General features: G+C 40.5%; 15 protein-coding genes. 10 read left to right on the top strand and 5 right to left on the bottom strand.

Annotation, left to right across the window (positions count from 1 at the left end):
* Nucleotides 1–5 precede the first annotated feature (5 nt).
* On the bottom strand, nucleotides 6–668 hold the full coding sequence (locus AACM45_RS02955; RefSeq protein ID WP_339140657.1) for a GntR family transcriptional regulator: 663 nt from the start codon (nucleotides 666–668) through the stop codon (nucleotides 6–8).
* 86 nt (nucleotides 669–754) lie between these two features.
* On the opposite strand from AACM45_RS02955, the gene AACM45_RS02950 reads away from it, so the two are divergent.
* The 3 genes from AACM45_RS02950 (at nucleotide 755) to AACM45_RS02940 (ending at nucleotide 6,810) form a co-directional block, all read left to right on the top strand.
* Nucleotides 755–2,344: a trehalase family glycosidase gene (locus AACM45_RS02950; protein WP_339140656.1), complete on the top strand. Its 1,590-nt coding sequence runs from the start codon at nucleotides 755–757 to the stop codon at nucleotides 2,342–2,344.
* Between the two features lie 292 nt (nucleotides 2,345–2,636).
* Complete coding sequence (locus tag AACM45_RS02945; protein WP_339140655.1) at nucleotides 2,637–3,416, top strand: hypothetical protein; 780 nt, start codon at nucleotides 2,637–2,639, stop codon at nucleotides 3,414–3,416.
* A gap of 136 nt (nucleotides 3,417–3,552) precedes the next feature.
* Nucleotides 3,553–6,810 carry a WD40/YVTN/BNR-like repeat-containing protein gene (locus tag AACM45_RS02940; RefSeq protein ID WP_339140654.1) on the top strand — a complete coding sequence of 1,086 codons (3,258 nt, stop codon included), beginning with the start codon at nucleotides 3,553–3,555 and terminating at the stop codon, nucleotides 6,808–6,810.
* Nucleotides 6,811–6,819: 9 nt separating this feature from the next.
* Here AACM45_RS02940 and AACM45_RS02935 read toward each other — a convergent pair whose 3' ends face one another.
* The 3 genes from AACM45_RS02935 to AACM45_RS02925 all read right to left on the bottom strand — a co-directional run bounded on the left by AACM45_RS02935 (nucleotide 6,820) and on the right by AACM45_RS02925 (nucleotide 8,768).
* Nucleotides 6,820–7,209 carry a hypothetical protein gene (locus AACM45_RS02935; protein ID WP_339140652.1) on the bottom strand — a complete coding sequence of 130 codons (390 nt, stop codon included), beginning with the start codon at nucleotides 7,207–7,209 and terminating at the stop codon, nucleotides 6,820–6,822.
* Between the two features lie 51 nt (nucleotides 7,210–7,260).
* Nucleotides 7,261–7,437, bottom strand: a complete 177-nt coding sequence (locus AACM45_RS02930) for a hypothetical protein (protein ID WP_339140650.1) — start codon at nucleotides 7,435–7,437, stop codon at nucleotides 7,261–7,263.
* 86 nt (nucleotides 7,438–7,523) lie between these two features.
* Nucleotides 7,524–8,768, bottom strand: coding sequence for a mechanosensitive ion channel family protein (locus AACM45_RS02925; RefSeq protein WP_339140648.1), 1,245 nt, complete (start codon nucleotides 8,766–8,768; stop codon nucleotides 7,524–7,526).
* A gap of 76 nt (nucleotides 8,769–8,844) precedes the next feature.
* On the opposite strand from AACM45_RS02925, the gene AACM45_RS02920 reads away from it, so the two are divergent.
* Nucleotides 8,845–9,765, top strand: a complete 921-nt coding sequence (locus AACM45_RS02920; RefSeq protein ID WP_339140647.1) for an EamA family transporter — start codon at nucleotides 8,845–8,847, stop codon at nucleotides 9,763–9,765.
* Here AACM45_RS02920 and AACM45_RS02915 read toward each other — a convergent pair.
* Nucleotides 9,755–10,351 (bottom strand): pseudouridine synthase, encoded by a 597-nt coding sequence (locus tag AACM45_RS02915; protein WP_339140646.1) that lies wholly within the window; start codon nucleotides 10,349–10,351, stop codon nucleotides 9,755–9,757. The genes AACM45_RS02920 and AACM45_RS02915 overlap by 11 nt on opposite strands.
* A 65-nt stretch (nucleotides 10,352–10,416) precedes the next feature.
* Between AACM45_RS02915 and AACM45_RS02910 the strand changes: the two genes are divergently transcribed.
* The 6 genes from AACM45_RS02910 to AACM45_RS02885 all read left to right on the top strand — a co-directional run bounded on the left by AACM45_RS02910 (nucleotide 10,417) and on the right by AACM45_RS02885 (nucleotide 16,533).
* Nucleotides 10,417–11,112, top strand: a complete 696-nt coding sequence (locus AACM45_RS02910; RefSeq protein WP_339140645.1) for a 3-keto-disaccharide hydrolase — start codon at nucleotides 10,417–10,419, stop codon at nucleotides 11,110–11,112.
* Between the two features lie 196 nt (nucleotides 11,113–11,308).
* Nucleotides 11,309–12,760, top strand: a complete 1,452-nt coding sequence (locus AACM45_RS02905) for a hypothetical protein (protein WP_339140643.1) — start codon at nucleotides 11,309–11,311, stop codon at nucleotides 12,758–12,760.
* A 96-nt stretch (nucleotides 12,761–12,856) separates the two neighbouring features.
* On the top strand, nucleotides 12,857–13,849 hold the full coding sequence (locus tag AACM45_RS02900) for a sensor histidine kinase (RefSeq protein WP_339140641.1): 993 nt from the start codon (nucleotides 12,857–12,859) through the stop codon (nucleotides 13,847–13,849).
* Nucleotides 13,849–14,883, top strand: coding sequence for a histidine kinase (locus AACM45_RS02895; protein ID WP_339140639.1), 1,035 nt, complete (start codon nucleotides 13,849–13,851; stop codon nucleotides 14,881–14,883). The genes AACM45_RS02900 and AACM45_RS02895 overlap by 1 nt, the downstream gene beginning before the upstream one ends.
* Nucleotides 14,864–15,622 carry a LytR/AlgR family response regulator transcription factor gene (locus tag AACM45_RS02890; RefSeq protein ID WP_339140637.1) on the top strand — a complete coding sequence of 253 codons (759 nt, stop codon included), beginning with the start codon at nucleotides 14,864–14,866 and terminating at the stop codon, nucleotides 15,620–15,622. Before AACM45_RS02895 ends, AACM45_RS02890 begins: the two co-directional genes overlap by 20 nt.
* A 344-nt stretch (nucleotides 15,623–15,966) precedes the next feature.
* Nucleotides 15,967–16,533, top strand: coding sequence for a DUF4251 domain-containing protein (locus AACM45_RS02885; protein WP_339140636.1), 567 nt, complete (start codon nucleotides 15,967–15,969; stop codon nucleotides 16,531–16,533).
* The last annotated feature ends 266 nt before the right edge of the window (nucleotides 16,534–16,799 follow it).

Genomic DNA, 16,799 nt, shown 5'->3' with positions numbered 1-16,799 from the left:
TGCGATTATCCTTCTATTGTTTCAAAGTCGACTGTTTTCGCAAGTACTAGCTGTCCCCGTATATGTTCAAGTATGGCCATCCAGTTCATTTTCAATATCAAGGCGGCGGTCGGAATATTGTCTTCTTCGATAGCTTGAATAATGGATTCATTTTGATTGTCAACCTGCTCATAAAAAGAGGCTTCGGTTAGCAACAATTGCTCGTAAAAAACAACCCTTGCTTCCAAATCTTGTAGCAATGACAATAAGGTCTTGTTCGCGCAATCACCGACTAAAATATGGTGGAAAATCATTCTTGTGTGTACTCTTGTAGAAGGGGAGTGGGCTTGCTGTAGCTTTTTTTGGATAGCTTTTAACTGGGCCAAGGTATTTGTTTTGAAAGAAGAACCCTCAAGTGCCATCATTTCCAATTGAGCAATGGTTTCATAAAGATCCCCTGCCTCAGAAAAAGACAACTCAGGTACTACAAAACCCCTATTGGGTATTGCATTTACAATCCGGGCTTGTTCCAATTGACTTAAGGCTTCTCGAATTGGCGTGACACTAATACCAAGGTCCCTTGATATTTGTGCCAAGTTCAAGGTTTTTCCAATGGTAATCGTCCCCTTGGTTATTTGTGAGAGTAGATGTGACCTGACCCGGTTTCGTAAGATTGCTTTAGGCTGCATGTCTGGCAATAATCGTATACGATTTATAACCAGAATACTTCCTTAATATTGTTTTATATTTAAATTTTCAAACCAAAATTGAAAATATGACCAAATACCCTACACTTGTTCTCATCGTTTTTTTCATGTTTTTTTCATGTAAACAAAAAGCCACTCAATCCAAGGTTGCCAGTTTATACGAAACCCAATTTTTTAAGGATATTCAGTTGGCCGCAATCTTCAAAGACTCCAAAACCTTTGTCGATTTGGTTCCAAAAGAATCGTATATGATTTTAGAAGAGCGGTATTTGCGTGAAAAAGAGGCCCCCGACTTCAGTTTAAAGGCTTTTGTTGAGGCTAATTTTGAGGATAAGTCCATGAAATCCCTTGAATTCAAAACGGATACCACCAAAACGATGTACGAACACATCAATATCATGTGGGATAAGCTCACTCGGGGTCCTGATAAAGCCGTTGCGAATTCCTCAAGAATTCCGCTGCCCCACAAGTATGTCGTACCTGGGGGGCGCTTTCAAGAAATTTATTACTGGGACAGTTATTTCACTTTAGAGGGATTACTGGCCGCCGACAGAAGGGATTTAGCAAAAAATATGGTAGATAATTTCACCTTTTTAATAGACTCCATAGGTTTTATACCAAACGGTACAAGAGATTATTACAGAACGCGTTCACAACCCCCGTTCTATGGCATGATGGTCAATGCTCTTGCCCGTGAAGATGATAATATGCTTTTGTACTACCTACCTGAACTCTTAAAGGAGTATGAATTTTTCATGGCCCATGATTCCATTGACCGACCCTATGGGGCAAGTAAGCATGTCGTGCAGATGATTGGGGGCAATCTACTCAATCGCTACTACGATTCCGGTCGAAAGCCAAGACCTGAAGCTTACAAAGAAGATTTGCATTTGGCCTCTGAATTTGAAAGTGTTGAGGATAAGGCCGATTTGTATCAAAACCTTCGTTCCAGTGCGGAATCAGGCTGGGATTTCAGCTCTAGATGGTATCAAAACGAGGATGATTTTTCAAGTACGATGACTCTGGCAATACTACCGGTGGATTTAAATTGCTTGCTCTATAATTTAGAGACCCTTTTGGCCAAGGCCGTTAGAATGAAAGGTGATCGGGATGGGGCCGCTTATTTTCGTGGAAAAGCATCCGTGCGCAGAGGGTTAATACGGGAATACATGTGGAATGAAGAGTTGGGATTCTACATGGATTTTGATTTCAAACGTGCTGAACAGACCGATGAATTGACCTTGGCTGGAGTATATCCGTTGTTTTATGGTATTGCCAACAAGACACAGGCCGAACGGGTCAAAAATGTCATCATGGAACAATTTTTAAAAGACGGCGGATTGGTGACCACACTCAAGAATTCAGGGCAACAATGGGATGCGCCTAATGGATGGGCACCATTACAATGGATAGCGGTCAATGGACTTTTGAATTATGGCTACATCACCGAGGCAAAAGAAATTATGGAACGCTGGTTGGCCTTAAATGAAAAGGTCTTTAAAAATACGGGCAAAATGATGGAAAAATACAATGTTGAAGATCTGACCTTGCTCTCTGGCGGCGGTGAATATGAGACCCAAGACGGTTTCGGTTGGACGAATGGGGTGGCATTGGGTTTTAAGACGATACTAGAGGATATGGAAGCCAAGGGGTATTGAACTTACACGGGAACCCACCAATTCTCGGCTGTTCTTAGGTAGATTCCGTCGGTGTTTCATAAAGAAAGGACTATATAGTGCCAACGGTTGTCCACTTCATGAACCTGGATTCCATAAGTAGTGAAATCCTATTGAAGTAGGTGTAAGTTGGGGCAATAACAAGGTTGGAACGTAGCGTTTCATTTTTGTAGCGTACAAAAGACCGTTAAATTTTTAGGTTTTTCATCGATATTAGGTGGTTTCTTGCACTAAAAAGACGCGCTTAACGTTTTTCGTGGCAAATACAACCAAGATGATGATAAGAAAAATAAATCTTTTAGTTACTGCGGGAATCTTACTTTGCTCTTTGTCCTGTAGTGAAGATGCGAATGAAGATACCGTTTTGACCCAAGAGCTTAGTCAAACGGAATTACAAACAATCTTAGACACCGATGAAGTGACAAGTGCCTTAGACACTGCCTTGGCAGAATTGTATACTGGCAATTCGAATTCCAATAAATCCTTCCAAACCTCCAATGATTGTTATACTGCTGAATACACCGAAACCGGTTTTACGGCGACATTCAATAATTGCGTATTGAATGGTACCGAAAATGCAAATGGTACCCTTACCGTGATATATGGCGCTGATTCAAATACGGCAAGCTACACGGCTACTTTCGAGGATTTTTTCATAGGGAACATTAAGATAAACGGAACAAGAACTTTTACCCTGAATACGACAGGTACTGAAGAAGCTATCTCGTTTACCATCAGTAGTAACATTACGGTAGAATTTGAAACTGGGGAAACCATTTCTGAAAATGGTACAAAAACCTTTGATTTTGTTTTCGCTGAAGGAGAGGATACCCTTTGGAACCTCTCAGGAAGTTGGACCGTACAACTCAATGGGGACACCTACACGATTTCTGGGGATGTTTCAAGAACCTTGGTTTGTGAGCACTGGAGTTCTGGTATAATGCAGGTAAATAAAAATGGTCTGGAAGTAGCTGTAGACTTTGGGGATGGCACTTGTGACAATACGGCAACACTTACGTATCCTGACGGTACTTCTGATGAAATCACCTTGTAAGTAAGTGATACTGTTAAAAACTATAAAGCCTCGTGAAAACGAGGCTTTTTTTATTTACTTAATCTACCAATAAATCGTTTAGGGTAGAAGATTTTAAGTAACTTACCTTTCCGATTAACCTAAAACAACAACTACAATGAAACGATTCCGTCAACCTTTCATCTATGTACTTCTCGGCTTGTGTTTGGGCTTTCCGCTTTTAGCCCAAGAAAAGCTAAAGGAAGATATCTATAACGGTCTTAAATTTAGAAGTTTGGGCCCTGCCCTTACTTCCGGCCGTATTGCTGATATTGCGATACATCCCGATAATGGGAATGTTTGGTATGTGGCTGTAGCTTCTGGGGGGGTATGGAAAACGGTGAATGCGGGTACCACATTTGAACCTATTTTTGATGCCCAATCCAGTTATTCCATAGGTTGTGTCACTATTGACCCGAGTGATCCCAGCACGATTTGGGTAGGTACGGGAGAGAATGTTGGTGGACGCCATATCGGTTTTGGTGATGGGGTCTATGTCAGTCATGATGAAGGTAAGACTTGGAAGAATATGGGCCTCAAAAACTCGGAACATCTTTCGAAGATTATAGTACATCCCGATAATTCAGATAAGATTTATGTGGCCTCACAAGGCCCGTTGTGGAGCAAAGGCGGGGAACGTGGTTTTTATCTTTCCGAGGACGGCGGGGTAACTTGGGAAAAAACCCTTGGTAACGATGCTTGGACAGGTGTTACGGATATGGTGATGGACTTTGAAAATCCTGAGGTATTGTATGCCGCGGCTTGGGATAGACATCGTACCGTAGCGGCCTATATGGGAGGTGGCCCTGGTTCGGGCCTACATAAATCCACGGATGGGGGAAAGACCTGGACGGAGCTAAAATCAAGACTTCCTACCTCAAATATGGGTAAAATAGGTTTGGCGATATCACCCTTTGATGCACAAACCATTTATGCGGCCATTGAGCTTGATCGCAAAAAGGGTGCTGTTTACATATCAACAAACGGTGGGGCTTCTTGGACCAAACAATCAGATGCCGTTTCTGGTGGTACCGGCCCACATTATTATCAAGAGCTATATGCTTCGCCACATGAAGAGGGTAAATTGTATTTGATGAGCAATTATACCCAAGAATCAAACGACCATGGTAAAACATTTACTTTTTTGAATGAGGATAAAAAGCATGTAGACAGTCATGCCGTGGCCTTTAAAAAGAATGACCCTAATTACATACTCTTTGGTACTGATGGCGGATTGTATGAATCTTACGACGGCACAAAGACCTGGCGGTACTTTGATAATTTGCCGGTCACACAGTACTATAAGGTTGCCGTTGATGATAGTAGTCCATTTTACAATATCTATGGGGGTACCCAAGATAATGGTTCGCATGGTGGGCCCTCGAGAACTATACGGGCAAATGGTATCTTAAACCAAGATTGGTGGATCACCCTTGGCGCTGATGGGCATCAATCGGCTACGGAACCTGGTAATCCTGATATTACCTATGGTGAATTTCAACAGGGTTGGTTATGGCGTATCGACCAAACCACTGGCGAGACTGTCTTTGTACAGCCGCAGCCGTCAGCAGGCGATCCCCACGAACGATTTAATTGGGACGCCCCTATTCTGGTAAGCCCCCATAACCCCAAACGCCTTTATTTTGCTTCGTATCGTGTTTGGAAATCAGAAAATCGAGGGGATGATTGGACATCAATTTCTGGGGATTTGACACGTAATGAAGAACGTTTCGAACTTCCCATCCTTGGAAAACAGCAAAGCTGGGACAACCCATGGGATGTTGGGGCGATGAGTGAATACAATACGATTACCTCTTTGGCAGAATCGCCGGTACAAGAAGGGTTACTCTATGCAGGCACTGATGACGGTATCTTACAGGTATCTGAAGATGGCGGTAACAATTGGCGCAAAGTGCTTTTGGGGAATATCAAAGGGGTTCCTTCCCGCGCTTTTGTGAACGATGTTCGTGCAGATTTGTATGATGCCGGCACCGTGTATTTGGTATTGGATAATCACAAAGAGGGCGATTACAAGCCCTATCTGCTCAAAAGCTCTGACAAGGGCAGAACATGGGGCTTTATCAATGGCGATCTTCCCAAAAAATTGATTACCTGGCGTATTGTGCAAGACCATAAAAAGAAGGACCTACTCTTTGCAGCTACCGAGTTTGGGGTTTATTTTACAAGGAATAGCGGAAGCAACTGGACCCAGTTAAAAGGAGGTTTACCAACAATATCATTCCGTGATGTTACCATTCAAAGAAGGGAAGACGATTTGGTCGGAGCCTCTTTCGGACGTGGCTTTTTTGTGCTGGATAATATAGCCCCTTTACGGGATTATGATACCTCAAAATCAAACGAGGTTCAGTTTTTCGAAACCAAACCCGCATATCGGTATATTCAGAAAGATGCCGTTTATGGCCAAGGAAATTCACAGTACGCAGCCAAAAACCCTGATTACGGTGCTAGCTTTACCTACTATCTACCAAATAAAATTACATCATTAAAAGCAGCTCGAACCAAAAAAGAAAAAGAGTTGACCAAGCAGAATGCGTCCATTCCGTTTCCGGGGTGGGAGGCATTGGCAATTGAAAAGAATCACGAAACACCAGAAGTGGTTTTAATGGTTAAGGACCAACAGGGGAATTTAGTGAATACGGTCAAAGGATCCAATGAAAAGGGATTTAATCGCGTAGCGTGGAATTTGACCTATGCGGACCGATCGGGAATCCCTTTAAAGGCCCCAAGCCCAAATCCTGATGAAGAGTTTTTAGGTTCGCCATATTTGGTTACCCCAGGGACGTATTCGGTGACACTATATCAAAACCTGAATGGCGAATTGACCGAACTTGCAGGCCCAAAAACTTTTTTGGTCAAGAAATTGAAAGATGGTGCATTGCCTGCAAAACCCGCTGATGAAATAGATGCTTTTAGGGAAAACTTCCAGTCATTTCAACAAGACTTGATGGCAACCGCCACGGTGCTGCAAGAGGCCAAGAAGCAGTTAGGTGCCATGAAACGAGCCTATAAACAAGCGAAGCGTCCGTCCGTGGCATTGTTCAATGAGTTAAGCGACGCTCAAAGATCAGTGCAACAACTTGATGGAATCTTAAATGGGAATCCTGCTAAGAACGAAGTAGGGGAGCGTAATGCACCTTCACCCCAAGATGGTTCGTTTATAGGCTATGTAGCATTGGGTAATACCTATGGCCCTACTGGAAACCAGAAGAAGGCTTTTGCCAGGGCTGAACGGCAATTGAAAGACTTGAAAACTGATTTACGCGTGTTGGTTAAAACGACCATACCCAACTTGGCGTCAAAACTAAAGGCTGCAGGTGCTCCTTGGATCGAGGGCCAAGGTTTAGGGGAAGACTAATAGTACGATTTACTTGTTTAGTTGCTCAACCAAGGTTTCGTAATCGGTAATCCAAGTAAATAAATGACCCCCTAAATTTACAATGGGGGTCTCAAGGGAATCAAGCGATATCGTTTTGGCCAATGACTTTTGTAGTTGTTCTTTAACCTCAGGTTGGTCATTTAATTTTATTTCTCTAAAAATGTAGAGGTTTGTGTTCAGTTTGCTTATCAGACTATCACATTTCATACAATTTGAGGGGCTATAGATAGTGATTTGTTTTTTTGGTTCAATCATCTTCGGCGGAACCTCAATCAAGGTGAATGGTTTTTTTAAGGCGCGTCTTGACAAACTATCATTTACTTTTAACTGATGGGTATATTTTGGTTCTTTACCTCTGAAAAGTATCAAGGTTTTCATTAACACTTTTGATGTAGCTGGAATTCGAGTCCATCTTGGTTTTGACTGGCTTTACCTGAAATTAGTCCCTTTTACTGAGAGTAGTACGTCGTAGTCGGTCTCAGTGTCATTTACGGCATATAAAGCCAAGCGGTTGTTCGATTTTTCATCTACGATTTTTATGGGTTGCGATTGACTTATACTAAAGACCGAATTCAGAAATGCAATAGATAGTAAGAATGTTCTCATACGATACTTTTTATGCTCCGTATAGAATATAGGAAAAATAGTATTACAAAGTATCACATGGCCCATACCCAATAGTACATTTAGGATTAACCGTCCAAATTTGTCGGCAATTCAAAAACCTCCAACCCAAAATAGGGTACGGCCGCCAGTATATGGTCAAAAATATCGGCCATGATGTACTCGTAGTTTTGCCATCTTTTATCACTACTGAAAGCATAAACCTCTAAGGGTATACCTTGTGGGGTAGGGGCCAGTTGTCTTGTCATTAGGGTCATATTGTCATTTATGGCGCTATGGTTTTCGAGGTAAGACTCGATATATTTTCTAAATACCCCAAGATTGGTCATATTTCTTCCATTGATCAATAATGACTTGTCAATGTTCTGTTCTTGATTGCTTTCTTGGATTTTCCCTTGCCGCTCTTTGAGGTATGGGGCTATCAATTGTATCTTCCCCATCTCATTAATTTCTTCATTTGCAAGAAATTTTATGCTTTGTTGCTTGATAATGATGGCCCTTTTAATGCGACGCCCCCCAGAAGATTGCATTCCCCTCCAGTTTTTAAAGCTATCTGAAATGAGTGCGTATGTGGGTATCGTGGTTATGGTCTTATCAAAATTTTGGACTTTCACCGTTGCCAAGTTGATTTCAACGACATCGCCATCCGCACCGTACTTTTCAAAGGTTATCCAGTCCCCGATTCGCACCATATCGTTAATACTAACTTGAATACTGGCCACAAAACCGAGAATGGTATCCCTGAATATTAAAAGTAGAATGGCGGAGGCAGCACCAAGGCCCGTTAAAAACTTCCAAACATCCGTACCGGTAATAATGGCCAATATCATCATGATACCACCTGCCCATGCAAAGATCATGAATACCTGAATATAACTATTGATTGGTTTATCCTTAAAGCGGGGTAAGGTCTTTAAAAAGTCCCTTATAGTCTGAAATAGGCTCCTTACGATACGCAAGACTAAAATGACCCCAAGTATTTGCAGCAATTTTATGGCTATACCCTTGCCGTAGTCGAAGTCATAAAATACTATCGGTATCAATTCAAAGGCAAGTAGTAATGGAATGATATGGGCCAAAAATCGTGGCAGGCGATTGGTAACTGCAAAGTTGTCAAAATTTGTTTTCGTCCTTTTGGCAAGCCTAGATGAAAAAAGTCGAATTATTTTCCAAAGAACGTAATCAACGATCGCAACCAATATGAGGACTGCAATCAATAGGATGGAGACATTGATATAGCTTGCATAAACCTCTGGTATGCCATTTTCAACCAATAACTCATAAAGGGTATGCCCCCATGTAGTCGTTTCCATAAATCAGTTTCAAACAAGGGTACAACAAAACTGCCAAAAGTTAAATTGAGGTCAAATTGTCGTATTATTGTCGCCTATGGAACATCAACCCAAGCGTACATTTTTGATTGTTGCCGCATTTTTTGCGATTTACGTAATTTGGGGTTCCACCTATTTATTGAACAAAATAGCAGTTGCCGAATTACCACCTTTCATGCTGGCAGGGGTACGTTTTTTTACCGCTAGTCTTATCATATTCGTAATTGCGAAGGTATTGGGTAGGTCATTGGCAATTACCAAAAAGCAATTTCTCAATGCCACCTTTGTCGGCTTTCTTTTTTTATCATTGGGTAATGGCCTGGCGGTATGGGCCCTGAAATATGTGGATTCAGGTTTTGCAGCACTGGAGATTTCGGCACAACCCTTGGTCATCTTAGTATTAATGTGGATTCTTCAAGGGAAGAAAATACAGCAAATGTCAATGGTCGGTGTAGTTTTTGGAATGATAGGCATCTATTTATTGGTAGGACAAAAAGAGCTATTGCGTCAAGAAAATGCAATATTGGGCATGATTATGATTTTTGGCTGCATGCTAAGCTGGGGATACGGTAGCCTTTTTGTTGCAAAGGCGGATTTACCAAAAAACTATTTTGTAAACACAGGCTACCAAATGCTAATGGGTGGTGTATTACTTGGGGTGATGAGTCTATTGTTTGGTGAGACCTGGAACAATCCCATAAGATGGAGTGCAGAGGTACAGTTGGTCATGTTATTGCTTATCTTCTTTGGTAGTATCATCGCTTTTACCTCCTTTAATTTCCTTTTGAAATCCGTTTCCCCTGAAAAAGTAGCGACTTCTACCTATGTCAACCCCATAGTGGCACTCGTATTGGGTTGGTATTTTTTAGGGGAGGAAATAACCGTGCAATCCGGTATTGCGGCGATTGTATTATTGACTGGGGTCTATTTTATAAACACCAAGAAAAAATCAATGCTCTTCAAGAGGTTTAAAAGATAGTGTCAAGCTTTTCTTTGTGCAGTACCCTGATTTCACCTTCGTGCAATCCATCTAAATCAATAGACCCAATTCGAGTTCTGATCAAGCGTAGTGTCGGAAAACCTACCGCAGCCGTCATTTTTCTGACCTGACGGAATTTACCCTCTGTTAATACTAGACGTATCCACGAGGTGCCCCGGGTCGTATTCATGCGAATACGTCTATCGGCTTCTGGTAATGCCGGAATATTTTTAACAAATTCCACAAAACAAGGTTTGGTCCGGTATTTTTTGCCGAATAAGCCAATGGTGACCCCCTCTCGTAATCTAGCCAGTGAAATGGGATCGATTACCCCATCCAATTGTACGTGATACTCCTTTTCAATACCGCCACGATTGATGGTATCACTTAGCTTTCCATCTGTGGTCAATAGCAAAAGGCCCTCCGATTTTTCATCGAGGCGACCAATGGGCATTACGCCTTTTGGAAACGTTCCTAGCTCGGTCAAGAATTGCTTCTTACGGTTTTGCCGTTCATCATTTGACCCCATCTGGCTGAGAATGCCAAATGGTTTATATATGACGTAGTGCTTATGATATATAGGCATTTGACAAAAATAGCAAAGTTGAAATGTCTTATTTTAGATGTATTGTGAAAAATAATAAACTTAAAATGGATAAAATTTACTTCAATAAAAGGATGTTATTAGTGTTTGGTGTGACCTTTGGTTCTTGTTTAGTCTCTTGTAAAAGGGAAACGATTCAACTTTTCAATGGTGAGGATCTATCGGGTTGGCATGTAGATGTGCCCTTATTGGATTCTGTTCCTAATGCTACCAATCCTTTCATCGTACGGGATAAGAAATTGGTGAGTTTAGGCACGCCCCAAGGGCATTTGATTACCGATGAAATTTTTAGTGACTATAGATTGACCTTGCAGTATCGTTTTGCGAGTGAACCTGGTAATTGTGGAATTCTGGTCCATGCTTCCACACCTAGGGTGCTTTATAAGATGTTTCCAAAATCCATAGAAGTACAACTAATGCACGCCAATGCCGGGGATTTTTGGTGCATCGTAGAAGATATTACTACCGATGATATGGAAGCCAGGCGCGGCTCAAAGTCCGACTGGGGAATTACGGAAGGCAAATTAAGGCGTATTAAAAACCTAACGGACGATTCGGAAAAACCCCTTGGGGAATGGAATTCACTTCGAGTGGAATGTAGAAAGAATGAAGTTACCGTATGGGTGAATGACGTTTTGGTGAACTATGGATATAATGCGACTACTTCAAAAGGTCAAATTGCCATACAGGCAGAAGGGTCAGAGGTTGAGTTCAAGGCCATTCAACTTATACATTTAGATTGATTGGGTTTAGTAATAAGGAACCTAAGAATGTATAAAATGTAAATTCAAGGAATCGGATTCTAGGTTTTGTACAATTCACGACATGGATAGTACAATTGATGTCATTGTATTTTTTGGATTGCCAACGAGATCGCATATTTGCCTTATCAATCAAAAACAATCAATCGATTATTCATCAATCAAAAAACGAGCAATCATGAATCAGTTATCAAAATTTATTGCAGCACTTTTAGTGAAAATCATCATTTTACTAATGGTTTTTGGGGCGAACGGACTTTCTGCCCAAAGAAGAAGTACCTCGGTCAACATCAATAATAATGGCAAAACGACCATTTCGATAAAGAACGGTCTTGGCAATAATTTTTCCATTGAATATAAAGGGGAGATAACCCTTTCCGATGATGATACTGATGTGGTAGCAATTTCCCGCGGAGGGTATATGGAAATTAAAAAATCGGCATTCGGTAACCGTCGCCGTATTTCCATTGAACCCAATGATAGTGGTGGTTTAATCAAAAAATATTACGTTGGAAGTTCACAAAAGAGCTTTGATGCCGAGGGTAAAAAATGGCTATCTGAAATCCTTTTAGAAGTAGTCCGTACGACGACTTTAGGTGCTGAAAAACGGGTTAACCGCCTATATAAAGCTGGGGGTTCTTACAAAGTGCTGAAAGAAGTTGGTAAGATTACAAGCAACCATGTGAAGTCTAGGTATATCAAGTTATTATTGAAGAAAGAGCTGAAAGAGGCAGACTTGATAGCCGTATTGAATGAAGTCGCAGAAATTGATTCCAACCATCATCAGGCCGATATTTTAAAGAACAATACCAATGTCTTTTTAGCGCATAAGGGTACGACTGCTGCATATATAAAGGCGGCGGGAACCATCGATTCAGATCATCACAAAGCAGAAGTGTTGAAAAAATCAATCAATGATGGTAGCATTTCAGATACCCAGATGAAAGCACTGTTCGCAATTACCCAAGATATAGATTCAGACCATCACAAGGCAAGTGTTCTTCAAACCGTATTGGAACGTCGGTCTTTAAACCAAACCAATCTCAAATTATTGGTGAATACCACAAGGGATATTGATTCAGACCATCACAAAGCATCCGTACTAAAAAAGGCACTGAACTCTGAAGAACTTGGTTCTGATGTGTACAATACTTTGTTGACCTCTGTTAGTAGTATTGACTCTGACCATCATTTGGCAAGTGTCTTCACCCAGTTATTGCGAAATGAGATAGACGGGGCATCACTATTACGGTTATTACGTGTCATGCAAGACAATATGTCCTCTGACAACCATCAGGCGACGGTCTTGAAGAAAGTCCTACAAGAACAACGGTTAAGTGGCAATAGCTTATCGGAATACCTTTCCGTGCTTCGTAATATGGATTCTGACCATCATAAAGCCAGCGTATTCAAAACACTCTCAAGAAATGATTTTTCCGACGCCGAATTGGTCCAAATATTGAAAGCGACCACTAGCATAGGCTCTGACCATCATAAGGCAGAAAGCTTATTGGGTTTTGCAAGCAAGGTTCGAAGTGCTGACCGTGAGGTGCAAGATGCGTATACCAGCGCTTGCAAGGATATTGACTCTGAATCGCATTTCGGAAGGGCGTTAAAGGCAATTCAATAAGCAAGACCTTAAACAAACCATACCCTTTGTAGTTTTAATAATTACTATTTTGGTGGTATGGAGTGGCTTCTCAAGAACATTGTATACCAACCAATCGTGAAAAAACATCTAAGCCTACTCTTTATTGGGTCCGCCCTAGGTATTTTAATATATGGCTTTGTCAATTTCAACCTATTGCAAAGCACTAAGGAAATGTACCTGAGTGGGTTTTTGGGTGTTTTAACACTCTACCTTACCGTGCTTACAAATGGTGTTTTAAATCGGTTGGTACCGTTTAAAAAATTCCCGGGATTACGCATTTTGGTGGGAATCGTATGGAGCACGGTCTTTAGTTTTTTCTTAGCGTATATTGGTTTCATACTGTATTTGGGGATAAGTGGCCATCAGATGGATACTACGCTGCGCTATGAGGTATTCACCAAACTCGCTATTCTCCTTTTTTGTGCTGCTCTTTTGTATAATATCATCTATTTTGCCCTTTATTCTTATAATGACTATGCGAAGGGACAGCTCATGGCATTGCAGCTTGAAAGAAAACAAGATGAATTGCGATTACTGACCTTAAAATCGCAATTGAGCCCCCATTTTTTATTCAACAGTATCAATTCATTGACGGCTTTGTTTCGTAAAGATGTGGAGCGGGCAGAGGTCTTTATTCGTTCCCTGGCAAAATCATACCAATACACGTTAGAAAAGTATGGCGCGAATACCGTTGCCTTCAGGGAAGAACTTTCATTCGTTGAAGCCTATTTATTTTTGGTCAAGACCCGTTTTGGTGATGCCTGTACCGTTGCAATAGCTATAGATCAAACGGTATTTGACAAACAAATTCCACCATTGACCCTTCAATTGCTTGTCGAGAATGCAGTCAAACACAATAGTTTTGATCTCGAAAGGCCACTGAAAATTCGAATTTCGAATACCGCATCCACACTGATAATTTCAAATAATAAGACTGAAAATAAAATTCAGGTGAGTTCTACAAAAATTGGGCTAAAGAATATTAAGGCACGGTATGAACTTTTAACCAACCAAGCCGTAGAGGTTTTTGATGAGACGCAGTTCACGGTAAAAATCCCTTTACTCTAATGCGGAAACTTTTTATACACCATCCGATATTTCGCTTGTTAAGTCCTATATTCAGTGGTGTTCTAGTCTATCTGTTATTACTTCTCATCAATAACAATATCAATCAATTACAAGGGGCATTCTTAAGTGAGGAACTTTATGTCTGCATCGTACTTGCCTATTTAATTCAAGAGTCATCACGGTTTTCATTATTGTTTTTTGACCGAAGGCAAAGGCCAAAATCATTTTTAGTGAAACTAACTTTGCAAATAGCCATTTCGGTGGCAATAACGCTATTGTTGGTTACCTTATGTATGTATCTGTATTTTAAGTATGTGCTATTCTATACGCCCAACATGAGGGAGTTGTCCATCTTTAATGTCATTTTTGGTTTTATAGCCATCATTTATATCACATTATATTTAAGCCACCACTTTCTATATAAAATAAATACTGAAAGAATCACTACCGAGCTAGAGGCGAAACATTCCATAGAAGAAGATTTTATTCAATTTAAAAAGGGGATTAATCCACAACTCTTATACGAAAGTTTGGAGGCCATGTTGGTGCTGATGAAGCGTGACACGGAAGCAGCTGAACAATTAGCAGATCATTTTGCTACGGTGTACCGGTATATCCTTGCAAAAAATAAGAGGGAACTTGTGCCGATTGAAGAAGAACTTATGGTATTGCATGAGCTAATAAAGTTGTTCAATCATCTTCCGTATAGGCATATCGAACTCATAAGTGACATCAAAGGGTATCAATGGACGGTAACTACAAGTCTGTTACTATTAGTGGAGTCGATTATAAGGACTACCATCGCTTCTAAAGATGAAAAATTGACCGTACATCTTCAAGAACATCAAAATTGGTTTCAACTCAGCTACGCGCCACAAGATAAGTTGGCAATCGCCTTGGATGAAACAACGATCAAAACGGTTTGCAATAGCTATTCCTTTTATGCTTTGGAAAAGGTGCAACTATTTGAAAAAGATGGGTTAAGAGTGATACAATTACCTAAACTGAACTACGATGAACATAGTAATTATTGAAGATGAACCTCTGGCTGCTGAAAAACTGCGGAGGTATCTTGAAAAGTGTAAGGGTACAATGAATATTATCGCAGAACTTGCATCCCTTTCAACGGCGGTCCCTTGGATATCAGAGCACATTGACGAAGTTGATTTGTTTTTTATGGATGTGCAACTATCGGATGGGTTGAGTTTTGAGCTGTTCTCCAGTTTAAATATCAATAAACCCGTTATTTTCACGACTGCTTTTGACGAATTCGCCATAGATGCTTTCAAGGTCAATAGTATAGATTACCTGTTAAAACCAGTAACCTTTACCGATCTTTCACGTTCCCTACGAAAGCTCGAGTCAATTCAAAAACAATTTGCAAATGCTGAAAATGTAAGTGCTATTCTACAAAATATTTCAAAGAAATCTTTTAAGGATCGCTTCCTGGTAAAAACCGGTAATCATATTAAGTCAATACGTATTGAGGATATTATTGCCTTTCAAGCTGAGGGCCGAGATGTTTCGTTGTGGACGAATAAGGGTAAAGAGTATGTCATCGAACACAAACTGGAGGCCTTGGACGATTTATTGGATCCAAAACTATTTTTTAGGGTCAATAGAAGTTTTATAGTTTCGCTTCAAAGTATCAATGACGTTATCGTCTACTCAAACCGTAGGCTAAAATTAACCTTAGATCCGGATATTAATACGGGGATTGTGGTCAGTAGGGAAAAGGTTTCTTCATTTAAACAATGGTTTGAGGGTGGTTAGGGCTGCTTTATTCTAAGCGGTCTATGTAAAATGTATCCTAATCTTTATAGGAAAAGGTTGATTTTCAAAGATAGGGCAGTCATGGTATTCTCGATTTTTTTCGGTAGGAATCCTGTTATTTTACGTTGGCTGCAATGTTAAAAATGCGATTATCTAAAAATTCTGAGATCGGTATTTTTAACTTGGTTTGATTTTTGTGCTTATATTTTGTGTTTTCCAAAGCTGTTTTTGCTGAAGGGTTTCACTCGTTAAAAAGAGCGTGTTACCCATTAAAACGGGGTTATGGCTAATTGATGGTTGGGTAATGGTTACCAACCTACTAGATTGCTTAAAAATCAACTATTATGAAAAAAATTGAACGCTATTCCATCCTCTGTATCCTACTCGCATTTACGGCCTGTAAAACCGCTAAAACCAACGACTACACTGAAGCGCAATTGACGGAATTCAAGGATCAGATTGAAAACCGTAGGTTTACCATTGATGCGAGATGGGCAAATCCCTTATCCACCAGAAGTATAAACGCAATAGCAAACGCAGGTCTATTGGCTCCTGGCAGTACAACAAACCGAATTGACTTGATAGGCACCCAAAGCACCTTGGAGATAGAGGGTGATAGTGTATCCGCCAATCTGCCTTATTATGGTGAGCGACAAATCGCAGGTGCGTATAATAATGCCGATGTAGGTATTAAATTCAATGGGTTGCCAAACGATTTCAAACTTGATTTCAATGCCAAACGGCAAGCTTATGAAATGCAGTTCAGTATTAAGAACAAAACAGAGGTCTTTGATGTAAATGCTACCTTGTTTCCGAACAACAAAGTCGCTTTATATATCAATAGTTCACAACGACTTACCATTCAGTACCAAGGCAATTTATTGTTTTCGGAATCGGATGATTCAAAGTAACGGAAATCCCATTTTTAAAGACCATAAGCTTCAAAAAGTTATTTTTTAAGGGGGTATTGTCGTGTGGTTTCCAATTCCGGTCTTTTTTAAAAATGGACCCTGGGCCCCAATGGCACTTGCTTGGGGTAAGGCCATTTTTCTTCATAACAAAATTGCCTTAACTTACACCATCAAACATGTTCAGCGCAAAAAGGGATACGACTATTGATAAGGCTTAAGGTTATCAGACAGTATCAATCCTTTAAAAAAGCATTTAAAAACCTGTG

The sequence above is a fragment of the Croceitalea sp. MTPC5 genome, from assembly GCF_036985505.1.
Classification (GTDB): domain Bacteria; phylum Bacteroidota; class Bacteroidia; order Flavobacteriales; family Flavobacteriaceae; genus Croceitalea.
This window is presented reverse-complemented; position numbering and strand designations above follow the sequence as displayed.